The organism is Antribacter gilvus (assembly GCF_003946865.1).
Lineage (GTDB): Bacteria > Actinomycetota > Actinomycetes > Actinomycetales > Cellulomonadaceae > Antribacter > Antribacter gilvus.
The window spans coordinates 261274-282342 of the sequence record NZ_QXTH01000004.1; the positions used below are offsets into that span (position 1 = coordinate 261274).

Annotated in this window: 19 protein-coding genes; 10 read left to right on the forward strand and 9 right to left on the reverse strand. The window is 69.5% G+C overall.

Annotation, left to right across the window (positions count from 1 at the left end):
• Positions 1-6: 6 nt before the first annotated feature.
• On the forward strand, positions 7-1614 hold the full coding sequence (gene murJ, locus D1350_RS08870) for a murein biosynthesis integral membrane protein MurJ (RefSeq protein WP_240643973.1): 1608 nt from the start codon (positions 7-9) through the stop codon (positions 1612-1614).
• A 77-nt stretch (positions 1615-1691) separates the two neighbouring features.
• Here the strand turns inward: murJ and D1350_RS08875 are convergent, their stop codons facing one another.
• The gene (locus tag D1350_RS08875; RefSeq protein ID WP_125775630.1) at positions 1692-3608 is read right to left on the reverse strand and encodes a protein kinase family protein; all 1917 of its coding nucleotides are present in this window, start codon (positions 3606-3608) and stop codon (positions 1692-1694) included.
• Positions 3609-3884: 276 nt separating this feature from the next.
• On the opposite strand from D1350_RS08875, the gene trxB reads away from it, so the two are divergent.
• The 4 genes from trxB (at position 3885) to D1350_RS08895 (ending at position 7730) form a co-directional block, all read left to right on the forward strand.
• Positions 3885-4838 carry a thioredoxin-disulfide reductase gene (gene trxB, locus D1350_RS08880; protein ID WP_125775631.1) on the forward strand — a complete coding sequence of 318 codons (954 nt, stop codon included), beginning with the start codon at positions 3885-3887 and terminating at the stop codon, positions 4836-4838.
• A gap of 37 nt (positions 4839-4875) precedes the next feature.
• Positions 4876-5208: a thioredoxin gene (gene trxA, locus D1350_RS08885; RefSeq protein WP_125775632.1), complete on the forward strand. Its 333-nt coding sequence runs from the start codon at positions 4876-4878 to the stop codon at positions 5206-5208.
• 149 nt (positions 5209-5357) lie between these two features.
• Entirely contained in the window at positions 5358-6674 is a 1317-nt protein-coding gene (locus tag D1350_RS08890) for an aminotransferase-like domain-containing protein (RefSeq protein ID WP_240643974.1), read from the forward strand.
• A gap of 84 nt (positions 6675-6758) precedes the next feature.
• Complete coding sequence (locus tag D1350_RS08895; protein WP_240644006.1) at positions 6759-7730, forward strand: D-alanine--D-alanine ligase family protein; 972 nt, start codon at positions 6759-6761, stop codon at positions 7728-7730.
• Positions 7731-7809: 79 nt separating this feature from the next.
• On the opposite strand, the gene D1350_RS08900 is transcribed toward D1350_RS08895, so the two are convergent.
• The 8 genes from D1350_RS08900 to rpmH all read right to left on the reverse strand — a co-directional run bounded on the left by D1350_RS08900 (position 7810) and on the right by rpmH (position 14610).
• Complete coding sequence (locus D1350_RS08900; RefSeq protein WP_420807806.1) at positions 7810-8928, reverse strand: ParB/RepB/Spo0J family partition protein; 1119 nt, start codon at positions 8926-8928, stop codon at positions 7810-7812.
• A 565-nt stretch (positions 8929-9493) separates the two neighbouring features.
• Positions 9494-10615: a ParA family protein gene (locus D1350_RS08905; protein ID WP_420807807.1), complete on the reverse strand. Its 1122-nt coding sequence runs from the start codon at positions 10613-10615 to the stop codon at positions 9494-9496.
• Positions 10616-11271: 656 nt separating this feature from the next.
• Positions 11272-11967, reverse strand: a complete 696-nt coding sequence (gene rsmG, locus D1350_RS08915; protein WP_338068152.1) for a 16S rRNA (guanine(527)-N(7))-methyltransferase RsmG — start codon at positions 11965-11967, stop codon at positions 11272-11274.
• A gap of 87 nt (positions 11968-12054) precedes the next feature.
• Entirely contained in the window at positions 12055-12603 is a 549-nt protein-coding gene (locus D1350_RS08920; protein ID WP_125775635.1) for a Jag family protein, read from the reverse strand.
• A gap of 10 nt (positions 12604-12613) precedes the next feature.
• Positions 12614-13678 carry a membrane protein insertase YidC gene (gene yidC, locus D1350_RS08925; protein WP_125775636.1) on the reverse strand — a complete coding sequence of 355 codons (1065 nt, stop codon included), beginning with the start codon at positions 13676-13678 and terminating at the stop codon, positions 12614-12616.
• 66 nt (positions 13679-13744) lie between these two features.
• The gene (yidD, locus tag D1350_RS08930) at positions 13745-14056 is read right to left on the reverse strand and encodes a membrane protein insertion efficiency factor YidD (RefSeq protein WP_125775637.1); all 312 of its coding nucleotides are present in this window, start codon (positions 14054-14056) and stop codon (positions 13745-13747) included.
• Positions 14053-14469, reverse strand: a complete 417-nt coding sequence (gene rnpA, locus D1350_RS08935) for a ribonuclease P protein component (RefSeq protein WP_125775638.1) — start codon at positions 14467-14469, stop codon at positions 14053-14055. The genes yidD and rnpA overlap by 4 nt, the downstream gene beginning before the upstream one ends.
• Positions 14470-14472: 3 nt before the next feature.
• Complete coding sequence (gene rpmH / locus D1350_RS08940) at positions 14473-14610, reverse strand: 50S ribosomal protein L34 (RefSeq protein ID WP_125775639.1); 138 nt, start codon at positions 14608-14610, stop codon at positions 14473-14475.
• Between the two features lie 426 nt (positions 14611-15036).
• Between rpmH and dnaA the strand changes: the two genes are divergently transcribed.
• The 5 genes from dnaA (at position 15037) to D1350_RS08965 (ending at position 21031) form a co-directional block, all read left to right on the forward strand.
• Positions 15037-16449, forward strand: coding sequence for a chromosomal replication initiator protein DnaA (gene dnaA / locus D1350_RS08945; protein WP_125775640.1), 1413 nt, complete (start codon positions 15037-15039; stop codon positions 16447-16449).
• A gap of 613 nt (positions 16450-17062) precedes the next feature.
• A complete protein-coding gene (gene dnaN, locus D1350_RS08950) occupies positions 17063-18196 on the forward strand; it encodes a DNA polymerase III subunit beta (RefSeq protein WP_125775641.1) in 1134 nt (377 codons plus the stop codon).
• Positions 18197-18221: 25 nt separating this feature from the next.
• Positions 18222-19118, forward strand: a complete 897-nt coding sequence (gene gnd / locus D1350_RS08955; RefSeq protein WP_125775642.1) for a phosphogluconate dehydrogenase (NAD(+)-dependent, decarboxylating) — start codon at positions 18222-18224, stop codon at positions 19116-19118.
• Positions 19119-19170: 52 nt separating this feature from the next.
• A complete protein-coding gene (locus tag D1350_RS08960) occupies positions 19171-20457 on the forward strand; it encodes a DNA replication/repair protein RecF (protein ID WP_125775643.1) in 1287 nt (428 codons plus the stop codon).
• A 73-nt stretch (positions 20458-20530) separates the two neighbouring features.
• A complete protein-coding gene (locus tag D1350_RS08965) occupies positions 20531-21031 on the forward strand; it encodes a DciA family protein (protein ID WP_125775644.1) in 501 nt (166 codons plus the stop codon).
• Positions 21032-21069: the final 38 nt, after the last annotated feature.

Genomic DNA, 21069 nt, shown 5'->3' on the forward strand with positions numbered 1-21069 from the left:
ATCATCATGGCGGCCGGGACCGCCGCGTCGCGGGTGGCCGGCCTGGTCCGGAACGTCATGCTCGTCGCGGCGGTGGGCTCGATCGGTGTGGTCGCCGACTCCTTCGACGTCGCGAACAAGATCCCCAACGTGATGTTCGCGATCCTCGCCGGCGGCGCGCTCAACGCCGTGCTCGTGCCGCAGATCGTCAAGGCGTACCGGGAGCACAACACCCAGGAGCGGCTCGACAAGCTGCTGACCGTGGCCGGGGTCGGGATCCTCGCCCTCACCACGCTGCTCACCGCCGGGTCTTCTCTGGTGATCCTCCTCTACACGAAGGACTGGACCGCCGACCAGCTCGCCCTCGGCACGCTCTTCGCCTTCTGGTGCATCCCCCAGCTGTTCTTCTACGGGCTCTACGCCCTGCTGGGCCAGGTCCTCAACGCGCGCGGGCAGTTCGGCCCGTACATGTGGGCGCCCGTGATGAACAACATCGTGTCGATCATCGGGTTCGGCATCTTCCTGGTCGCGTTCGGCTCCGCCCCGACCCAGGGCCTCGGTCTCCAGGGCTGGGACATGCCTCGGACGCTGCTCCTGGCGGGGACCGCGACCCTCGGGATCGCCGCCCAGGCCCTCGTGCTGATCATCCCGCTCTGGCGGTCCGGCTTCCGGTGGCACTTCCGCCTGGGCGTCCGCGGCATCGGCCTGCGCTCGGCAGGCACCGTGGCGGCGTGGACCTTCGCTGCAGTCCTGCTCGAGCAGGTGGGCATCCTCTACCTCACCCAGGTCGCCTCGAGCGCGCCGAAGCTCGCGGAAGACCTCACGGTGGCCGGTCCCGCCGCCTACACGCAGGCCCTGATGATCTACCTGCTGCCCCACTCCCTGGTGACCGTCTCCATCGCCACGGCCCTGTTCACCGGGCTCAGCAGGGCAGCCGCGGCCGGCGAGACGGAGCGGGTGCGGGGGGACCTCTCGCTCGGCGTGCGGACCGTCGGCGTCTTCACGGTCTTCGCCACCGTGGCGCTGACCGTGCTCGCCACGCCGGTGACCGCGCTCCTCGTGCCCTCGACCGGTGAGCTGGGCGTCGCCGCGATCGCGCCGGTGCTCATCGCGTTGTCGCTCGGCCTGGTGCCGCTGGGCGCGATGGTCCTGATGAAGTGGGTCTACTTCGCGTACGAGGACGGCCGGTCCGTCTTCCTCATCACCGTGCCGTCGACGGTCGCGCTCGTGGTCGGCCTCTTCGCCGCGGTGCAGTGGCTCCCGCCGTCGACCTGGGTCATCGCGGCCGGTGGGTCGTACGCGCTGTCCAACTGGGTGACGGTGCTGCTCCGGACCAGCGGGCTGCGCAAGAAGCTCGGCGGCCTGGACTCCGTCCGCATCCTCACCCTCCACGTGCGGGCCGGCGTCGCCGCGGCGATCTCCGGCGCGGCGGCCTGGGGCGTGTACCGGCTCGTCGGCGGGAACGACGTCCTGGCATGGGACGGCCCCAGGATCCTCACCGTGCTCAACGCGCTGTGGGTGACGGCGCTCTGCGGCGGCGTCATGCTGCTTCTCTACCTGGCGCTGCTCAAGCTGTTCCGGGTGCGCGAGCTCGACACCCTCGCCCGCCCGCTGCTGCGCAAGCTCGGTCGCTGATCCGTCTCAGCACGAAGCGCCGAGGTCGTTGACGACCTCGGCGCTTCTGTGTGCCGCGCTTCGCTGGAGAGCGGACGTCAGCTCAGGACGACCTCGTTGAGCTCGAGCCGGAACTTCAGGTCGTCCTGGGACGGCGACTCGGGCAGCTGAGTGATCCAGATGACGATCGTGTCGGTGACGACCTCGCCGGAGAACGCGACCTGCGTGTCGGGCGAGAAGGTGCCCGAGGCCAGGACGGTCCCGCCGGCCGGGTCGTCGGCCGTGGTGTTACGCACCTCGAAGGCGCCACCGTTGCTGTTCGTGAGCAGCTGGACCTTGCTCATCGGAGCGGGTTCCTGAAGGTGCACCACATAGCCGACGCCGGCCTTGAAGCCACCGAACTCGGGTCGCTTGTACGACGTGGTGTGCCAGAAGGTCGAGGGGTCGCTGTCGGTAGCCAGCTCGGCCTTCTCCGGGTACACCCCACCGGTGCCCTCGCCGCCGAGCGGGTCGACGGCCTCGCTGCTCTCGATGACCGGGCGCGCGTCCGCGACCGGGGCGTCACCACCGCCGGCCGGGGCAGACGCCCCGGACTCGCCGGGGGCAGCGCTCGACGAGACGGTCGGCTGAGCCTCCGTGATGGGCGGCGTGGTGTCGTCCATGGCGTTGCTGATCGCCCAGATGAGACCGGCGACCACGCCGACGCCCACGATGCTCAGGACGATCGGCGTGGGGTTGACGCCGCCGCGCCGGGGCGCCGGCTGCGTCTCGAACCCCCCGTTCGGGTCCTGGTACCCGCCGTACCCGGCCTGGCCTGCCGCCGCGTAGGCAGCGGGGTCGTAGCCCTGGGGATATTGCTGTGGATAACCCTGCTGCTCAGGGGTCGGCGGAGCGTAACCCTGCTGGCCGTAGCCCTGCTGGGCATACTGCTGGTCGTAGCCGGGGGCCGCATACTGCGGGCCCGGCGGGGGCGGCACGGGCGTGTGACCCCCGTAACCGGCACCGGTGTTCTGCTCCGGCTGGTACTGGTAGTCGTCCTGTGGATAACCCTGGGCCTGGGGCGCCTGAGCGGCCCATCCGGCGGCGGGAACCGCACCTGTCCCGGTGTTACGAGCGATGCGCCCCGTGGAGGGACGCCGCACCGGCGGGGTGCCCTCTGCTCCGAAGGCCCCGGCGATGGAATGTCGCTGCGGCTCCTCCGGGTTGGGCTGCACGAATCCAGGCAGCGAGGCCACTACGGATACCTCCCCCCACGGCGCGAGGGCCGTGATCACGTCGTCGGGTGTCTTGGGTCCGGACGCGCCGCCCGACGCATCGAACGTGCGGGCCACCAGCGCGTCGAGCGCGGTGTCAGCATGTGGCACGAGCGAGGACAGCGGCACGACGGCGCCGTGCTCGTCTCGCTGCGCGGGCAGCGGTGGTGCGGTGGTGCGGGTGAGCCACGAGGCTTCGAGGTCGATGCCCGGCCAGCGGGCTGTCATAGCGTAGTAGAGGAGTGCGACGAGCCCGTGCGCGTCGGGGTAGGCGTTGAGCGTGTCGCCGCTCGCCAGACCGCCGTCGAGCCCCAGACCCGTCACGATCACACGGTGCCCGTCCACCCGCACGCTCTCGGGCCGCAGCGCCAGGTGGTGCACCCCGCGCTGGTGAGCGGCCGCCAGAGCCGTGGCGGCCTCTCCGACCAGCGCACGGGCCTGCTGCGCGTCGACGAGCCCTCCCCCGACGATCTCCGTGAGGGACAGCCCGCTGAAGGGTTCGGTGATGACGTAGGGACGTGCCGCGTCCATCGTGCTGACGTCCAGCACGCGGGCCAGCCGCGGGTCGGAGACGAGCGCCGCCCGGCGGGCGGAGTCGAGGGCGTCTGCGGCATAGGGCCCGCTGACGAAGGTGATGCGTACCGCTCGGCCGAGGACCTGGTCCTCGGCCTCCCAGACCGCCGCTGCGGCAAGGTCGGTGGGGGCGGGCCGGATCAGCCTGTAGCGCTCGACCAGCACTGCGCCGGGCTCGACGGTGCTCACAGGGACCTCCTCGCTCGGATCGGGACAGTACCAGAGGTGTCGGGGCGGGTTCCGCCTCGCCATGCTACGCGGAGCGCGGCGTCCTGCCGCGTCGGATCAGCCTGTGACCACTGTATCGACGTCCTTCTATATAGAGTGTTAGGGTCGGGCTGTGCCTACCGTCACGTGGACGGCAGGCCATCACGGGCTGCCGCCTGGAACACTGGGAACCGCCCGGGTGTTGACGCGGGTGCTGCCTCGCGCCAGGGGTGGCAGACGCAGGACGAGGAGACGACGTTGACCGAACAGCAGACCGCCACGACCGTTCACGACGTGGTGATCGTGGGCTCCGGCCCAGCCGGCTACACGGCGGCGATCTACGCGGCTCGCGCGGGCCTCGAGCCTGTCGTGGTCGCCGGTTCGGTGACCGCCGGCGGCGCCCTGATGAACACCACCGAGGTGGAGAACTTCCCGGGCTTTCCCGCGGGCATCCAGGGCCCTGACCTCATGGACGCCATGCGGGAGCAGGCCGAGAAGTTCGGCGCCCGCGTCGTCTGGGACGACGCCGAGCAGGTCGACCTCGGCGGCGACGTCAAGACGGTCGTCACGGGCGGCGGCGAGACGTTCCACGCCCGCTCGGTGATCCTCGCGACCGGTTCCGCGTACCGCGAGCTGGGCCTCCCCGAGGAGAAGCGGCTGTCCGGCCGGGGCATCTCCTGGTGCGCCACCTGCGACGGCTTCTTCTTCCGCGACCAGCACATCGCCGTCGTCGGCGGCGGCGACTCCGCGATGGAGGAGGCCACCTTCCTGACGCGCTTCGCGTCGAAGGTGACGATCGTCCACCGCCGCGACACGCTCCGCGCCTCCAAGATCATGGCCGACCGCGCCACCAACGACCCGAAGATCGAGTTCGCCTGGAACAGCGAGGTCGCGGGAGTGAGCGGCGAGAACAAGGTCGAGGCCGTGACGCTCCGCGACACCGCCACGGGCGAGACGCGCGAGCTGCCGGTCACCGGTGTCTTCGTCGCGATCGGCCACGAGCCCCGCACCGACCTGGTCAAGGGTCAGATCGACCTGGACCCGAACGGCTACGTCCTCGTCGAGGGCCGCACCACGCGGACGAACCTTCCCGGCGTCTTCGCCTGCGGCGACGCCGTGGACCACACCTACCGTCAGGCGATCACCGCCGCCGGCTCCGGCTGCGCCGCCGCCCTGGACGCCCAGGCGTACCTCGACGAGATCGCCCACTGAGACCGCACCGACCGACCGAGACAGAGGAGACACCCGTATGAGCACCGTCAAGGTCACCGACGACACCTTCAAGGCCGAGGTCCTCGACTCCGACGTTCCCGTCCTCGTCGACTTCTGGGCAACCTGGTGCGGCCCGTGCCGCATGGTCGCCCCGATCCTCGAGGAGCTGTCCGACGAGTACGAGGGCAAGATCAAGATCGTCAAGCTCGACACCGACGAGAACCAGGCCACGGCCATGGCGTACGGGATCTTCTCCATCCCGACCCTGAACGTGTACCAGAACGGCGAGGTCGTGAAGTCGATCGTCGGCGCCCGCCCCAAGCGGGCGCTCGTCGAGGAGATCGAGCAGGTCCTCAGCCCGGCTGAGTAGCCGGCCGCCTCGAGCATCCCCGGTGCCCGACGGCGGAGCTCACCTTGCGTACGCGAGGTGAGCTCCGCCGTCGGGCACCTTTGTTTCCCGCCGTCTCGTCCCGGAAGTGCTCACGAATCCTGCGTGAGCCCCGTGCCAGACTGGGATGCGTGACCGCCCCCTCCCCGCTCGAGACTGCCGGCTCCCGCCTCGACCCGTGGTTCGGCGCCTACGCAGCGCGTGCGCACGGGATGCGGGCGTCGGAGATCCGGGCGCTGTTCGCCGTGGCGAACCGCCCGGAGGTCGTCTCGCTGGCGGGTGGCATGCCGTTCCTCGAGGGCCTTCCCCTCGACGTGATCGCCGAGACCATGCAGCGGCTGATCACCACCAAGGGGACCACCGCCCTGCAGTACGGCTCCGGCCAGGGCGAGGAGGTGCTCCGGGAGCACATCACCCGGGTGGTGGCGCTCGAAGGCGTCGAGGCTCACGCCGACGACGTGGTGGTCACCACCGGTTCCCAGCAGGCCCTCGACCTGGTCACCCGCATCTTCGTGGACCCGGGTGACGTGGTCCTCGCCGAGGCTCCCTCGTACGTGGGCGCCCTCGGGGTGTTCCGGTCCTACCAGGCCGACGTGGTGCACGTGCCCATGGATGCCGATGGCCTCGTCCCCGGGGAGCTGGACACCACGCTGGTGCGGCTGAAGGCCGAGGGGCGCCGGGTCAAGCTCCTGTACACCGTCCCCAACTTCCAGAACCCCGCCGGAGTGACGCTCTCTCTCGAGCGCCGCCCCCAGGTCCTGGAGGTCTGCCGGCGCCACGGGGTCCTCGTCGTGGAGGACAACCCCTACGGCCTCCTCCGGTACGAGGGCGAACCGCTGCCGGCACTGCGGTCGTACGACGAGGAGGGCGTCCTGTACCTCGGGTCGTTCTCCAAGACGTTCGCCCCGGGGTACCGCGTCGGCTTCGTGATCGCGCCGCACGCCGTACGGGAGAAGCTCGTGCTCGCGTCGGAGGCATCGATCCTCTCGCCGTCGAACGCGTCGCAGCTCGCGGTCGCGACCTACCTGGAGACCTGCGACTGGAAGGCGCAGATCAAGGACTACCAGGAGCTGTACCGCGAACGTCGCGACGCGCTCGTCGGCGCGCTCGCGGAGCACCTGCCCACCACGTCCTGGAACGTGCCCGCCGGCGGCTTCTTCGTGTGGGTCCGGCTACCCGAGGGCCTCGACGCCCGCTCGATGCTCCCCCGCGCGGTCACCGCCCGGGTGGCCTACGTGCCGGGCACTGCCTTCTACTACGACGGGTCCGGCTCGGACCACATGCGCCTGTCGTTCTGCTTCCCCACGCCCGATCGCATCCGCGAGGGGGTGCGCCGGCTCGCGACCGTGGTCAACGCCGAGGCCGAGCTGGTGGAGCTGTTCGGCACGTCGGCCCAGCCGGACCCGGACGCGGAGGACGTCGAAGGACCCGCACCCGACCTGGCCTGACGCCCTCCGCCCGTGCCGCTCCGACAGCGAATGAGACCTCAGATGACCAGCACCGTTCCGACCGACCGCCCCGATCTGCCGGACATGTCCGGCGCCTCGCACGGCCGACCGCGGGTCGTGATCCTCGCCGGCGGGCTGTCCCACGAGCGCGATGTCTCCCTGCGCTCGGGCCGCCGCGTCGCAGAGTCGCTCCGGTCCACGGGCCTCGAGGTACTGGTGCACGACGTCGACGCCGACCTCCTCGCCTTTCTGCGGACCACCGCGCCCGACCTGGTCTGGCCGGTGCTGCACGGCGCCGTCGGTGAGGACGGCTCCCTCCGCGATGTCCTCGAGCTGGCCGGGACCCCCTACGTCGGGACGGGACCGCGGGCCAGCCGGACGGCCTGGAACAAGCCCATCGCCAAGGCTGCGCTGCTGACCGCGGGCCTGGCGACGCCGGACTACGTGACGCTGCCTCAGTCGCTGTTCCGCGACCTCGGCGCACAGCCCGTGCTGAACGCGATCGTGCGCCGGCTCGGCCTGCCGCTCGTGGTCAAGCCGACGCAGGGTGGCTCGGCGTTGGGGGTGACGCGCGTCGAGCGGGTGGAGGATCTGCCCCGCGCGATGGTGGAGTGCTTCGCCTACGGTGCGACGGCCCTCGTCGAGAGGGCGGTCGACGGCGTCGAGCTGGCGGTGAGCGTGGTCGACGGTCCGGGTGGTCCTGCCGCGCTCCCCGCGGTGGAGATCGTCGCCGACGGCGGTTACGACTATGCCGCCCGCTACGTGGCCGGGGAGACGGAGTTCTTCGCGCCGGCACGGCTGACGGACCCCCAGGCAGCGGCGGTGGCCGATGTGGCTGTGCGCGCACACCGTGCCCTCGGCCTGCGCCACCTGTCCCGGACCGACCTGATCCTCGACCGCGACGGAACCGCCCAGGTTCTCGAGGTGAACGTGGCGCCCGGGATGACGGAGACGTCTCTCCTCCCCCAGGCGGCGGCTGCCGCAGGCGAGGACCTGCCTGCCCTGTACCGGCGGATCGTCGAGACGGCACTGCGGACAGCCTCGGCGCCTGCGTAGGCACTGGCAGAGACGGAACGGGCCGGGCGGGACCACATGGTCCCGCCCGGCCCGTTCCGTCTCGGTCAGTGTCCGCCGGTCACTCCTCGGCGTCGCCGCCGTCGGTGCCGTCCGCCCGGTCGCCGGAGAGCGCCCGCAGGAGGCCCGGGTCCTCGGGTGCCATCACGGCAAGGATCCGGTTCAGGTCGTCGACCGAGGCGAACTCGACGGTCAGGCGGCCCTTGCTCTTGCCGACACTGACCTTGACGCGCGTCTCGAAGCGGTCGGACAGGCGGGTCGCCAGATCGTCGACGGCCTCCAGCCGACCCCCGGCGCGAGGCGCCTTGCGGGCCTTCGTCGCGCCGCCGCCTGTCTCCGTGAGCATCACGATCTCCTCGGTAGCCCGCACCGAGAGACCTTCCGACACGATCCGCTGAGCAAGTCGCTCGATCTCCGCCGCGTCGCTCAGACCGAGCAGGGCACGGGCGTGACCTGCGGAGAGAACCCCTGCAGCGACGCGCCGTTGGACCAGCGGCGGCAGACGCAGGAGTCGCAGCGTGTTCGAGATCTGCGGACGGCTCCGCGCGATGCGGGTGGCCAGCTCCTCGTGGGTGCACCCGAAGTCGTCCAGGAGCTGGCGGTACGCCGCCGCCTCTTCCAAGGGGTTCAGGGCCGCGCGGTGGAGGTTCTCCAGAAGGGCGTCCCGCAGCATGTGCGTGTCATCCGTGTCCCGGATGATCGCCGGAACGAGATCGAGGCCGGCGGCCTGAGTGGCCCGCCACCGCCGCTCGCCCATGATGAGCTCGTAGGTTCCCGGGAGCTCCTTGTCCGGACGCACCACGATGGGCTGGAGCACGCCGATCTCGCGGATCGAGGCAACCAGCTCGTCCAGCTGGCCCTCGTCGAAGACGGATCGCGGCTGGCGAGGGTTCGGTCGGATCGACGTGACCGGGACTTCGGCAAAACGGGCGCCGGGCACCGGCAGGAGATCGAGTCCCGTTTCACGTGAAACATCGCCGCCCCCAGAGGAGCGGCCGAAGAAGGCGGTGTCCAGCGCGGACGTGGCAGCGTCTCCAGCAGAGACGCCCTCGCCGTTCGACACCGAGAGGCGACCGCTCTCGATCGCGGCGTCCCAGGTCGGGCGGGAGGTCGGGCCAGGGCGGTACGCCGACGGCTGACGCTTGGTGTCGTCGGAGATCGACACCGTGCCCACTGCGATCGTCGCGCCGGCCACGTCTACGGTCTCCGCTGCGGTCACCGTGGACGAGGTCGCCTCCTCCGCCGACGGCTCGCGTTCCGGGCTCCCCGCGTCGCTCCCGTTGTCGGCGACCGGTGCCGTCGAGTCGTCGCTCGGAGCCGTCACGGCTTCGGTCGACGCCTCGGGGGCGGCGGGGCCGGCATCAGGGCCGCCGTCAGGGCGCGCACCGGGAACGGCGTCGAGCAGAGCGCTCGATCCGCCGTCGGCCGCGGATGACGAGGCCTCCGCTGAGGTCGGCGCCTCCGCCGCCGTGGCCGGCTCCACGACCGCCACCGGCTCCAGCGCTGTTGGCTCCGCGGCGACCGGCTCGGAGGCCGCCGCCTCAAGAACGTCAGGAGCCGGGCGCTCCTCCAGGGCGACGGCGGTCGCCGAAGCCGAGGGCTCCCCTCCGGACAGACGGTCGGCGTCTTCTGCCGACGTGGGGATCAGCGCGCCAAGTCCCCGGCCGAGGCCTCTCCGCTTCTGGCTCATCGTGCTTCCTCCGTGTTTGCCCAGCTCGTCCCGTGGTCCCACTCGCTCCGCTGCGTCATGCCTGAGCCCCTCCGCTCACGATGGTGTCGAGGGGCGAGGGCCTGCGCGGGCTCGAGAATCCCTGGCCGCGCTCCGCGAGCTCCCGGGACGCCTCGAGATAGGCGAGCGCTCCGGTCGACGTCGGATCGTAGGTCATGACCGTCTGGCCGTAGCTGGGAGCCTCGGAGATCCGCACGGAACGCGGGATCGTCGTCTTGAACGTCTCGTTCGGGAAGTGCGTCCGCACCTCCGACGCAACCTGCTGCGCCAGGTTCGTGCGACCGTCGTACATCGTCAGGAGGATCGACGACACCCGGAGCTCCGGGTTGAGGTGCGCCCTGATCAGGTCGATCGTCTTCAGCAGCTGGCTCAAGCCCTCCAACGCGTAGTACTCGCACTGGATCGGGATGAAGACCTCACGGCCGGTAACGAAGGCGTTGACCGTCAACAGGCCCAGGCTGGGCGGGCAGTCCACGAGCACGTAGTCGATGCGGTCCTCGCCGGCGGCGACTCGGTCTTCGAGGTAGGCGTCGACCGCCCTGCGAAGGCGTGTTTCACGTGAAACAAGCGAGACCAGCTCGATCTCGGATCCCGAGAGGTCAATCGTCGCCGGGACGGCCCAGAGGTTCGGGACGTCGGGGCATTCCTGGACCGCCTCCTTCAGAGGCAGGTCCTCGATGAGGATCTCGTAGACCGACGGCGTTCCCGCCCGATGCTCGATGCCGAGAGCCGTGGAGGCGTTTCCCTGCGGATCGTTGTCGATGACCAGAACGTTCAGCCCCGACTGCGCGAGACCGGCGGCCAGGTTGACGGTGGTCGTCGTCTTGCCGACGCCACCCTTCTGGTTGGCCACGGTGATGATGCGGGTGCGTGCCGGTCGCGGGAACTTGCGACCGTGGAGGTCGATGCGACGGCGGGCATCAATCGCGAGCTCCGCCGCGAGAGGTGTGGTGTCGTCGACGACCGGGACGCTCGCCATGAGCGCTGCGCGGCGTTCCTCCTCGCTCACGAAGCCGTCCTCGGCGGCACCCGCGGTGGGCTGGGGCAGATTCGAGGGCCACTGACGCGCGTCCGCTGTTTCACGTGAAACAGCGGGATTCGGCGCGGAGAGCCCTTGCACAGGGATCGGTTCCGTCACGCGGACACTGTAGTCGTTGGCGTCCGCGTTGGGGCTGTCTTCGTCCGCAGGCCGCTCGGTGTTCGCCGGAGATTCATCGGCGCCGTCCGACTTGCGGGACGACTCGCCAACCTCGGGCTCGACGTTCCCTTCTGACGGAGCGTCGAGGGCTGGACCATTGTCAACCAGCACTCCGGTCACAACGCCGCCGCTCGTCTCCGTCGCGTCGGCCGCTTCGGCTGGGCCGGTCGCCACCGACGGCTCGGCCGGCTCGGCCGGCTGGGTCGCCACCGACGGCTCGGCCGGCTCGGCCGTCACCGTTGGCTCGTCCACCTCCGCGTCGGCCTCAGCACCGATCACCGCCGCCTCGCTCGCCGGTTCCTCCGCTGCCGCCTGGTTGGTGAGCCGCCCGGACCGCAGCACTGCCTCCGGCCCGACGGCGGGGACCTCGGTTCGTCTGGACTTCCGCTTGAAGAAGAACACGCGTGTAACGCTACGGACGGCGGACCGACATGGCCTCCCGAAACGCCGTACTTCGACGGTTTCACGTGAAACAGCGCCAGTGCTCGGGCGTGCCACCCTCGGCATGAATCATCCGACAAGCCACGCCTCGTGAAACGCGATCGGCTCGCCACCCTGAGGATGGCGAGCCAATCATGTTTCACGTGAAACGAACGCTACTTGCCGCGGGCCACTCGCAGGATCGTCGTGGCCTCGACGCCAGGGATCGTCTCCCCGGAGAGGATCTCCGGCTCCCCCGACTTGAAGGACCGCAGTACCTTCCGAGCCGGCTCGACCTCCTGCTCCACGCTGCGTCCCTTGAGGATCACCATCTCGCCACCCACGCGCACGAGCGGCATGCTCATCCGCACGAGCTTCGACAGTCCTGCCACCGCGCGAGACGTGACGGCGTCCGCCTCGAAGGCGCCATGGAACTCCTCGGCCCGACCACGCTTCACCTGGATGTTCGGCAGGGCCAGCTCCTGCGCCACCTCCGCGAGCCACGCAGTGCGGCGCTCCATCGGTTCGATCAGAAGAACCTCGACGTCCGGAAGCATCGCGGCGATCACGATGCCCGGCAGTCCGGCCCCCGAGCCGACGTCGGCAACGACACCTTCCCTCGGGAGGTACTGGACCACCGCGGCGGAGTTCAGGATGTGCCGCTCCCAGATGCGCGGGACCTCGCGGGGCCCGATCAGCCCACGGAGCTCTCCCTGGTCCAGGAGCATCGCGGCGAACCGCGAGATCGCGTCATAGCTGTCGCCGAAGTACTCCCGCACGACGGGGCTCACCCCGAGCGTCTCCGAGTCACGCTCCTCGTCGACGTCGACCTCCATCGACGGGTCGTTCCTTGCCGCATCCTGCTCGTCCATGTCCACCTGTCTGTCTCCTCGTCCGCCCCGGCAGACCGAAGGCCGGCGCCCGTCCTCAGACGCGCACCGGCCCGGTCTCGTGCTCTGTCAACCGACGTCGGCCACGGCTTCCGTCTCGGCGGGCGCCGACCCTGCCGGCTGGACCACCACGTACCGGCCGGGCTCGACCCCGCGGGAGTCGCTCACCAGCCCGGCTGCAGCGACGACGTCATGCACCACCTTGCGCTCGAACGCGTTGAGCGGCTCCAGGGAGAGCTCCGCACCGGTGGCGCGCACCGTCTCGATCGCCTCCTCGGCGATCTTCGTCAGCTCGGCCCGCCGCGCAGCGCGATGCCCGCCGATGTCGAGCATCAACCGGCTCCGCTCGCCCGTCTTGGCCTGCACGGCAAGGCGAGTCAGCTCCTGGAGCGCGTCGAGCACCTCGCCGTCCCGCCCCACGAGGTGCTTCAGCGACGCAGCGTCGTCGGCGATGATCTCGACCGCCGCCCGGTCGAAGGTGATGTCGATATCGATGTCACCGTCGAGGTCGGCGATGTCAAGGAGCTCCTCGAGGTAGTCGGCGGCGATCTCGCCCTCTTCCTCAAGGCGCGTCGTCAGGTCCTTCGCCTCGGGTGCGGGCGTGTCCGTCGGGCTCATGTGCGCTCTCCTACTTCTTCTTCGGCCTGGTGCCGGCGTCGCCACCAGGGGCATCATCCCCCGCCGCGTCGGTCGGCGCCGACTGGGCCGTCACCGGCTTGGTCGGCTGCGCGCCCGTCGTCTTCTGGCGGTTCTTCCGCTTCGGCTGGACTCGCTGTCCGGCCCGCGGGGCCTCCACCACGGGTGCGTCCTCGACGGGCACGACCTCGCCGTTCTTGGCGGCCTTGGCAGCGGCCTTCCGCGCCTGGCGCTCCTTGAGCTGCTTCTCCGCGACGGATCCCGGCGTCGGCATGCGCTTGATCGTGTAGAACTGCTGCCCCATCGACCAGACGTTGGTGACCGTCCAGTAGATGAGGACACCCACCGGGAAGTTCACGCCGGAGATCGCGAAGACCAGCGGCAGCATGTACAGCATCATCTTCTGCGTCTGCGCCATGGGGCCCTCGAGCGCAGCCGGCGGCATGTTCTTCATCGTCAGCTGACGCTGCGTGAGGAACGTCGTGGCGCTCATGGCCACGATCAGCACGATGACCACAGTGCGCGAGGTCCAGTTGTCCGTCGACATGAACACGTCGGAGAGCGCCGCGCCGAACAGGGTCGACTGCTCGATGTCCCCTGCCACGTCCTGGGTGATGGGGCCGATCGCGTCCCGCTTGTAGGTGCCCTCCGCGATCCTCGTCAGGTTGTTCAGCACGTTGAACAGCGCGAAGAAGATCGGCGACTGCAGCAGCAGCGGCATGCACGACGCGAACGGGTTGGTCCCGTGCTTGCGGTACAGCTCCATCGTCTCGCGGGTCATCGCCTCGCGGGACGCGGGGTCCGTCTTCCCCTTGTACTTCTTCTGGATCGCCTGCAGCTCCGGCTGCACCATCTGCATCCCGCGGGACGCCTTGATCTGCTTGAAGAAGAGGGGGATCAGCAGCACGCGGATGACGATCACGAGGGCCACGATCGACAGCACCCAGGCGAAGCCCGGACCGGACTGCATCCCGAGGGTCGTGAACAGGGCATGTGACCCGTACATGATCCAGGCCACCACCCACTCGATCGGGTAGAGGAAGGCGAAGAAGTCCATCGGTGAAGTGCTCCTGAGTCGGTGTCGCGAAGTCCGGGGGTCCGGGACCCTGTCCCGGGTGAGCGGTCAGGCTCCGTGCGTGTGCGGTGCGTGCGTGTCGTCGTGACCACGTGCCCCGCGCGCCGGCGGTACATCGTCCACCCCGCCCAGACTCCACGGGTTGCACCGAAGCAGTCGCCACAGTGCGAGCCCCAGCCCGCGCAGAGCCCCGTGGCGCTTCAGGGCGATCACGGCGTACTGCGAGCACGACGGGTAGTACTTGCACGTGGGACCGGTCATCGGAGAGATGAACGTCTGGTAGACCCGGATCATCCCCACCAGCACTGCCGCGGGCAGGTCGCCGAGGGCGAAGGTGGGCACCCGGAAGTGGGAGGTCATGGCCTGGCTCCGGAAGGGCTCGGCTGGGCAGGGGCGCCCGACGCCGGTCGCGCACCTTGAGCATCACCCGTCACCCGGGCGAGGGCCCGGGTCAGGCTCGAGGCCAGGTCACGGGACAGCTCTGAGTAGGTCGCTCGTGAGGCGGGCGCCAAGGCCCGCACCACGGCGCGAGTACCCGGTGGCAGCTCGTCGACATGGGTGAGGGCCGCATGCCGGAGCCGGCGCTTCACAAGGTTGCGCTGGACGGCGTTACCGACGGCCTTAGATACGACAAAACCGACCTGTGGTGGTTCATCCCCTTCGTCGTTGACGACGAGGTGAACCACCAAGGTCGATCGTCCTGCACGCGTGCCGCGGCGCACCGCCCGTTCGAAGTCCACGGAACGGCGCAGTCGGTGCGCCGCTGGCAGCACGGCTCAGGCAGAGAGCTCGACGCGACCCTTGCGACGGCGAGCAGCCAGGATGGCGCGGCCGGCACGGGTGCGCATGCGCAGCCGGAAACCGTGGGTCTTCGAACGGCGGCGGTTGTTCGGCTGGAAAGTCCGCTTGCTCACGAGGTACTCCAAGAACGTCGGGGAGGCACACCGTCAGTCCTCGACGATGCAGGGTTCGTTACAGGCCGAGCGAGGTACGCAGTCGGCCGGGGCCGACCCAAGGCCCTGGGCCCGCGGCCGAAGCCACGTCTGGGCGCGCTGAAAGTACCTGGAACGGCTGTCTGACGTTACGCCGCGGAGGGCCCGGGGGTCAAACTGGGATGCCTGTCACGAGCGACACACCCGGGCACCACGGAGCCCGCAGATTCGGGGAGACCGTGCCGTTCCGTCGTCGGACAACCGGCTGTCCACAGGCCTGTCCACAGATCCACAGGCTGTGGACAACTGTGTGGACGATGCCTCATGATGGCAGACTTCAGGAGATCCAGCACCCAGGACCACCGCCGGACACGCCTACCCGATCAGCACCCAGCAGAAGGAAAACCAGTGGCCAACCCGGACGAGAACATCACGGATGTCTGGGCACAGACCCTGGCCACGCTCGAGAGCCGGCCGGACATGAGCCCGCGGCAGCTGGCCTTCATCCGGCTCGCGAAGCCGATGGCCATCCTCGACGACATGGTGTTCATCGCGGTTCCCCACGAGCAGACGCGCACGTACCTGGAGACGGCCGTCCGTGACGACCTGGTGTCCGCGATCTCGTCGGTGCTCGGCCGGGACATCCGCTTCGGGATCACCGTCGATCCCGAGCTGAGCCACGACTCGCTCGCCGGTCCGTCGCAGATGTCGCTGCCCGACGAGCCGGAGCCGCAGGAAGCCCAGATCCCCATGGTGCCGCAGCCGGCACCGAAACCGTCCGGCGAGCCCACCCGGCTCAACCCGAAGTACATCTTCGAGACGTTCGTCATCGGGTCTTCCAACCGCTTCGCGCACGCCGCGGCGGTGGCGGTGGCCGAGGCGCCGGCCAAGGCGTACAACCCCCTCTTCATCTACGGCGACTCCGGGCTGGGCAAGACGCACCTGCTCCACGCGATCGGGCACTACGCGCACAACCTGTACCCGCACGTACGCGTCCGGTACGTGAACTCGGAGGAGTTCACGAACGACTTCATCAACTCGATCGGTGAGGGCAAGGCAGGCGCCTTCCAGCGCCGCTACCGGGACGTGGACGTCCTCCTCATCGACGACATCCAGTTCCTGCAGGGCAAGGAACAGACGATGGAGGAGTTCTTCCACACCTTCAACGCGCTGCACAACGCGAACAAGCAGGTCGTCCTCACGTCCGACGTACCGCCCAAGCAGCTGCACGGGTTCGAGGACCGGCTGCGCTCCCGGTTCGAGTGGGGCCTCATCACGGACGTCCAGCCCCCCGACCTCGAGACGCGCATCGCGATCATGCGCAAGAAGGCCGCCAGCGAACACCTGGACGTGCCTGACGAGGTGCTCTCCTACATCGGCTCGCGCATCTCCACGAACATCCGGGAGCTCGAGGGCGCGCTCATCCGCGTCACCGCCTTCGCGAACCTCAACCGCCAGCAGGTCGACCTCGCCCTCGCGGAGATCGTCCTCAAGGACCTCATCACCGACGACGACTCGGCCGAGATCACGCCGGCCGTCGTCATCGCGCAGACCGCTGCCTACTTCGGTCTCACGATCGAGGACCTCTGTGGCTCCTCCCGGTCACGCGTCCTCGTCACCGCCCGCCAGATCGCCATGTATCTGTGCCGCGAGCTCACGGATCTCTCGCTCCCGAAGATCGGTCAGCAGTTCGGTGGGCGAGATCACACCACTGTGATGCACGCCAACAAGAAGATCGCCGGGCAGATGGCGGAGCGCCGGTCCACCTATAACCAGGTGACCGAGCTGACGAGCCGGATCAAGCAGCAGCACCGCGGCTGACCTGCGACGACGCCCTGCTGGGCCGTTCTGCACACCCATTGTGGACAAAGCCTGGGGATAACTCCGCGCCGTTGCGGATCCGCACGTCCCCAGGCTCCTCCACAGAAGTTTCCGCAGGATCCCGCCAGACCGGATCGGTCGTCCCCAACGCTGTGGACGCTTTCTGTGCAGAACTACAGGTTCTGCCGTCGGGCACCGATACACACCTGTGTAGAAAGCTGTGGACGGGTGTGGACGAACCCCCAAAATCTGTGGGCGAAGGGGCCCTCATCGGTGGACGGGGTGTGTGCACAAAATCTCTGCCCACAGGGACCCCTAGTTCACACACAGGTCCACCCACAGACCCTCCACAGGCCAACTACGTCCCTGACCTGCAGAGAGAGCGCTTATCCCCATCTTCCACAACCCCTACTACGACGACTACTGATTCTTAGTAGAGAGGATCCACACGCCTTCATCAGGGCGGTGGGGCCGACCGCTCGCATCGTGTCGAACACTAGTACTAAGAGGCTCGGATGTCATCCACCTCGCCCTCGCGTCGGAGTGCCGGAGAGCCAAGACCTCGCGTAGGGTTTGGCAGGACAGTCAGAGCCATACAGGGAGATGCAACGGCATGAAGTTCAGGGTCGAGCGCGATGTCCTTGCTGACGCTGTGACCTGGACCGCCCGCACGCTTCCGACGAGGCCGCCTGCGCCGGTCCTCGCCGGTGTCCGCATCGAGGCGGACGCCCAGGGGATCATCAATCTTGCGAGCTTCGACTACGAGACGTCGGCGCGGTCGGAGATCCCTGCAGATGTCGCGGAGCCGGGTACCGTCCTGGTCTCCGGTCGCCTTCTCGCGGAGATCTCCCGTGCGCTGCCCAACAAGCCGGTCGACGTCACGCTCGAGGGCACGAAGGTGATGCTCACGTGCGGAGCCAGCCGGTTCACGCTCCTCACGATGCCCGTCGAGGACTACCCGGCGCTCCCGACGATGCCGGAGCTCACGGGCACCGTCTCGGGCGACGCGCTGACGCTCGCCGTCAATCAGGTCACCGTGGCCGCGAGCAAGGACGACACGCTCCCGCTGCTGACCGGTGTCCGCGTCGAGATCGAGGGCGAGCGCATCACCCTCCTGGCTACCGACCGCTACCGGCTGGCCCTGCGTGAGCTGACCTGGACGCCCGCCACGCCGGGATATTCAGCGGTCGCGCTGATCCGGGCTCGCACGCTCAACGACGTCGCGCGGTCGCTGGGTGCCGGCGGCGGCCTGGTGAACGTGGGCCTGTCCACAGGCGCAGGCCTTGACCTCGTCGGGTTCGAGGCAGGCGGCCGACACACCACGTCGCAGCTGGTCGACGGCGACTACCCCGCCGTTCGGCGCCTGTTCCCGGACGCGACCCCCATCCATGCTGTGGTGGCCACCGCCCCCCTCATCGAAGCGGCGAAGCGCGTCAGCCTCGTTGCCGAGCGCAACACGCCGATCCGCCTGTCCTTCACCGACGGACAGGTGGTGCTCGAGGCGGGCCAGGGTGACGACGCGCAGGCTTCCGAGGCGCTCGAGGCCGTGCTGGTGGGCGAGGACATCGCCGTGGCGTTCAACCCCCAGTTCCTGCTGGACGGGCTCGGTGCCCTGGGGACGGACTTCACTCGACTGTCCTTCACGCACCCGAACAAGCCTGTGGAGTTCACCGGCCAGGAGTCGTTGGACGGTGAGGACGATTCCTCGTACCGCTACCTCCTGGTCCCGATCCGTTTCGCCGGCTGACGTCCGGCTCTGAAGGAGACACACGATGGTCAGCCACATCGGCCTGGTCGGGCTCGGCAAGATGGGCAACAACATGCGTGCCCGCCTGCGCAAGGGCGGCATCGAGGTCACCGGGTACGACCCCCGGCCTGAGGTGTCGGACGTACCGACGCTGGCTGACCTCGCGGCCGCGCTGCCGTCCGAGCGGCGGGTCGTGTGGGTCATGGTTCCGGCCGGCGAGCCCACGCGGACCGTGGTCGAGGAGCTGGGCCAGCTCCTCGACGAGGGCGACATCATCATCGAGGGAGGCAACTCCCACTACGCCGAGGACCGTGAGCGAGCGACGGCACTCGCGGCCAAGGGCGTCGGCTACGTCGACGTGGGAGTCTCCGGAGGCGTATGGGGGCTGGAGAACGGCTACGGCCTGATGGTGGGTGGCGAGTCGGCTCATGTGGAGGCGCTCCTGCCCGTGTTCGATGCCCTGCGCCCCGAGGGCCCCCGCGAGGAGGGCTACGTGCACGCCGGCACGGTCGGCGCCGGCCACTTCGCCAAGATGGTCCACAACGGCATCGAGTACGGCCTGATGCAGGCCTACGCCGAGGGCTATGAGCTGCTGGCCGCCAAGGACGACGTGATCACCGACGTCCGCGGCACGATGAAGGCCTGGACGCGCGGCACCGTCGTCCGATCCTGGCTCCTCGACCTGATGGTCAAGGCGCTCGAGGAGGACCCCGAGCTCGCGCTGCTCGACGACTGGGTGGACGACTCGGGCGAGGGCCGCTGGACCGTCGACGAGGCGATCGACCTCGCCGTGCCCCTCCCGGTCATCTCCGCGTCGCTGTTCGCGCGCTTCGCATCGCGTCAGGAGAAGTCGCCCGCACTCAAGGCCGTGGCCGCTCTCCGGCAGCAGTTCGGCGGACACTCCGTCAAGAAGGCGGACTGACCGCACAGCCCGGACGGGCCGGTTGTCCACACCTTCTTCCACAGGACTTTCGATGTATGTCTCGCACCTCTCGCTGCTCGACTTCCGGTCGTACACGGCCGTCGACGTCGAGCTCGAGCCAGGGGTCAACGCCTTCCTGGGACCCAACGGTCAGGGCAAGACAAACCTGGTCGAGGCGATCGGCTACGTCGCGACACTGGGGTCTCACCGGGTGTCGACGGACGCCCCCCTGATCAGGGCCGGAGCCTCCCGGGCCGTCGTCCGGACCAGGGTCGTCCGAGGGGACCGTGCGAGCACGATCGAGCTCGAGATTGCGCCAGGGAAAGCCAATCGCGGGCGCATCAACCGAGGTCAGCCGGTACGCGCGCGGGACGTTCTAGGCATCCTGCGGACCGTGCTCTTTGCTCCGGAGGACCTGGCACTCGTCAAGGGTGATCCTGACGGACGGCGCCGCTTCCTGGACCAGCTGCTCGTCCTGATGATCCCCCGGGTGTCCGGCGTGCTGGCCGACTACGACCGCGTGCTCCGGCAGCGGTCGGCGCTCCTGAAGTCGGCTCGGGGCGTACGTCGGAGCGCAGGTGGGAGGCCTTCTCGGCCGCGGTTGTCCACAACTTCATCCACATCACTATCCCCAGGGTTGTCCACAGGTTCAGCGGATAGCAGCGCAGGTGCCGCAGGGGACCAGACGGGCTCGGAACTCGCCACCCTCGACGTCTGGGACGCGCGGCTTGCCGAGCTCGGCGCGGAGATCCTGGTGCTTCGCCTCGGACTGGTGGAGGCTCTGCGTCCGGCCGTGGCGGCATCCTACGAACAGGTGAGCTCCGGTGCGGGCGCCGCGGAGATCTCCTACAAGTGGTCGCTCCCGAGCGAGGTGCCCGACGGCGCGGCGCTCCCTTCGGTGGGTGCGGTGCGGGACGCGCTGCTCGACGCCATGCGAGACGTGCGCCAGCAGGAGCTGGACCGTGGGCTGAGCCTCGTGGGCCCGCACCGCGACGACCTCGTCCTGACTCTCGCGGGTTTGCCGGCCAAGGGCTACGCGAGCCACGGTGAGTCATGGTCGTTCGCCCTCGCCCTGCGGCTCGCCTCGTATCGGCTGCTCGGCGGCGAGGTTCAGGCACCGGCCTTCTGGAACCCCGACCTCGGTACCGACGCGGAACCCGTTCTGGTGCTGGACGACGTCTTCGCCGAGCTCGACACGCGCAGGCGCGAACGCCTCGCGGAGCTCGTCGCACCGGCCCGGCAGGTCCTGGTGACGGCGGCCGTCCCGGACGATGTCCCGGGCGCCCTCCGCGGCGTACGGTTTCACGTGGAACCAGGGACGGTGACTCGTGAGCGGTGACGAGCGGCAGGCGGGCCGGACGCCTGAGGCGAGCTCCGGCGTCGGACAGGACGGTGTGGGTGAGGGTGCGGCCGTGCCGCTCACTCCCCCGTCAGAGGTGGCGCGAGCCGCGCTGAACCGCGCCAAGGCCGCTGCGCGGGCCAGGGGCCTGCGCCCGGGCGCTCCGGCCCGGCGATCGCCGCTGGCCGAGCCGCACCGCGAACGGAAGGGCCCGAACGCGCGGGACCCGCAGCTCTTGTCCGAGGTGGTCGGGCGGCTGCTGCGAGAGAAGGGCTGGTCGGCCGAGGTGTCGGTCGGTGGCGTCGTGGGTCGCTGGCGTGAGGTCGTGGGACCCGACGTGGCAGAGCACTGCACGCCCGAGACCTTCGAGGACAAGGTGCTCGTCGTCCGGGCCGACTCGACGGCCTGGGCCACTCAGCTGCGGCTGCTCGTGCCGACGCTGCTCCGCCGGATGGCTGAGGAGATCGGCGAGGGCGTGGTCGAAGAGGTGACGGTGCTCGGCCCGGCGGGCCCCGGGTTCCGGCGCGGTCCCCGCGCTGTGCGCGGTCCGGGACCACGGGACACCTGGGGATAATCCTGTGGACGACGAAGGGCTCCCCGGCGAACCGGGGA

Coding starts and splice junctions, on each gene's coding strand:
- rsmG (WP_338068152.1), bottom strand. CDS start 11,967: ATGGACGAGCAGGATGCGGCAAGGAACGACCCGTCGATGGAGGTCGAC.
- D1350_RS08920 (WP_125775635.1), bottom strand. CDS start 12,603: ATGAGCCCGACGGACACGCCCGCACCCGAGGCGAAGGACCTGACGACG.
- trxA (WP_125775632.1), top strand. CDS start 4,876: ATGAGCACCGTCAAGGTCACCGACGACACCTTCAAGGCCGAGGTCCTC.
- yidC (WP_125775636.1), bottom strand. CDS start 13,678: ATGGACTTCTTCGCCTTCCTCTACCCGATCGAGTGGGTGGTGGCCTGG.
- D1350_RS08960 (WP_125775643.1), top strand. CDS start 19,171: ATGTATGTCTCGCACCTCTCGCTGCTCGACTTCCGGTCGTACACGGCC.
- gnd (WP_125775642.1), top strand. CDS start 18,222: ATGGTCAGCCACATCGGCCTGGTCGGGCTCGGCAAGATGGGCAACAAC.
- dnaN (WP_125775641.1), top strand. CDS start 17,063: ATGAAGTTCAGGGTCGAGCGCGATGTCCTTGCTGACGCTGTGACCTGG.
- D1350_RS08895 (WP_240644006.1), top strand. CDS start 6,759: ATGTCCGGCGCCTCGCACGGCCGACCGCGGGTCGTGATCCTCGCCGGC.
- murJ (WP_240643973.1), top strand. CDS start 7: ATGGCGGCCGGGACCGCCGCGTCGCGGGTGGCCGGCCTGGTCCGGAAC.
- yidD (WP_125775637.1), bottom strand. CDS start 14,056: ATGACCTCCCACTTCCGGGTGCCCACCTTCGCCCTCGGCGACCTGCCC.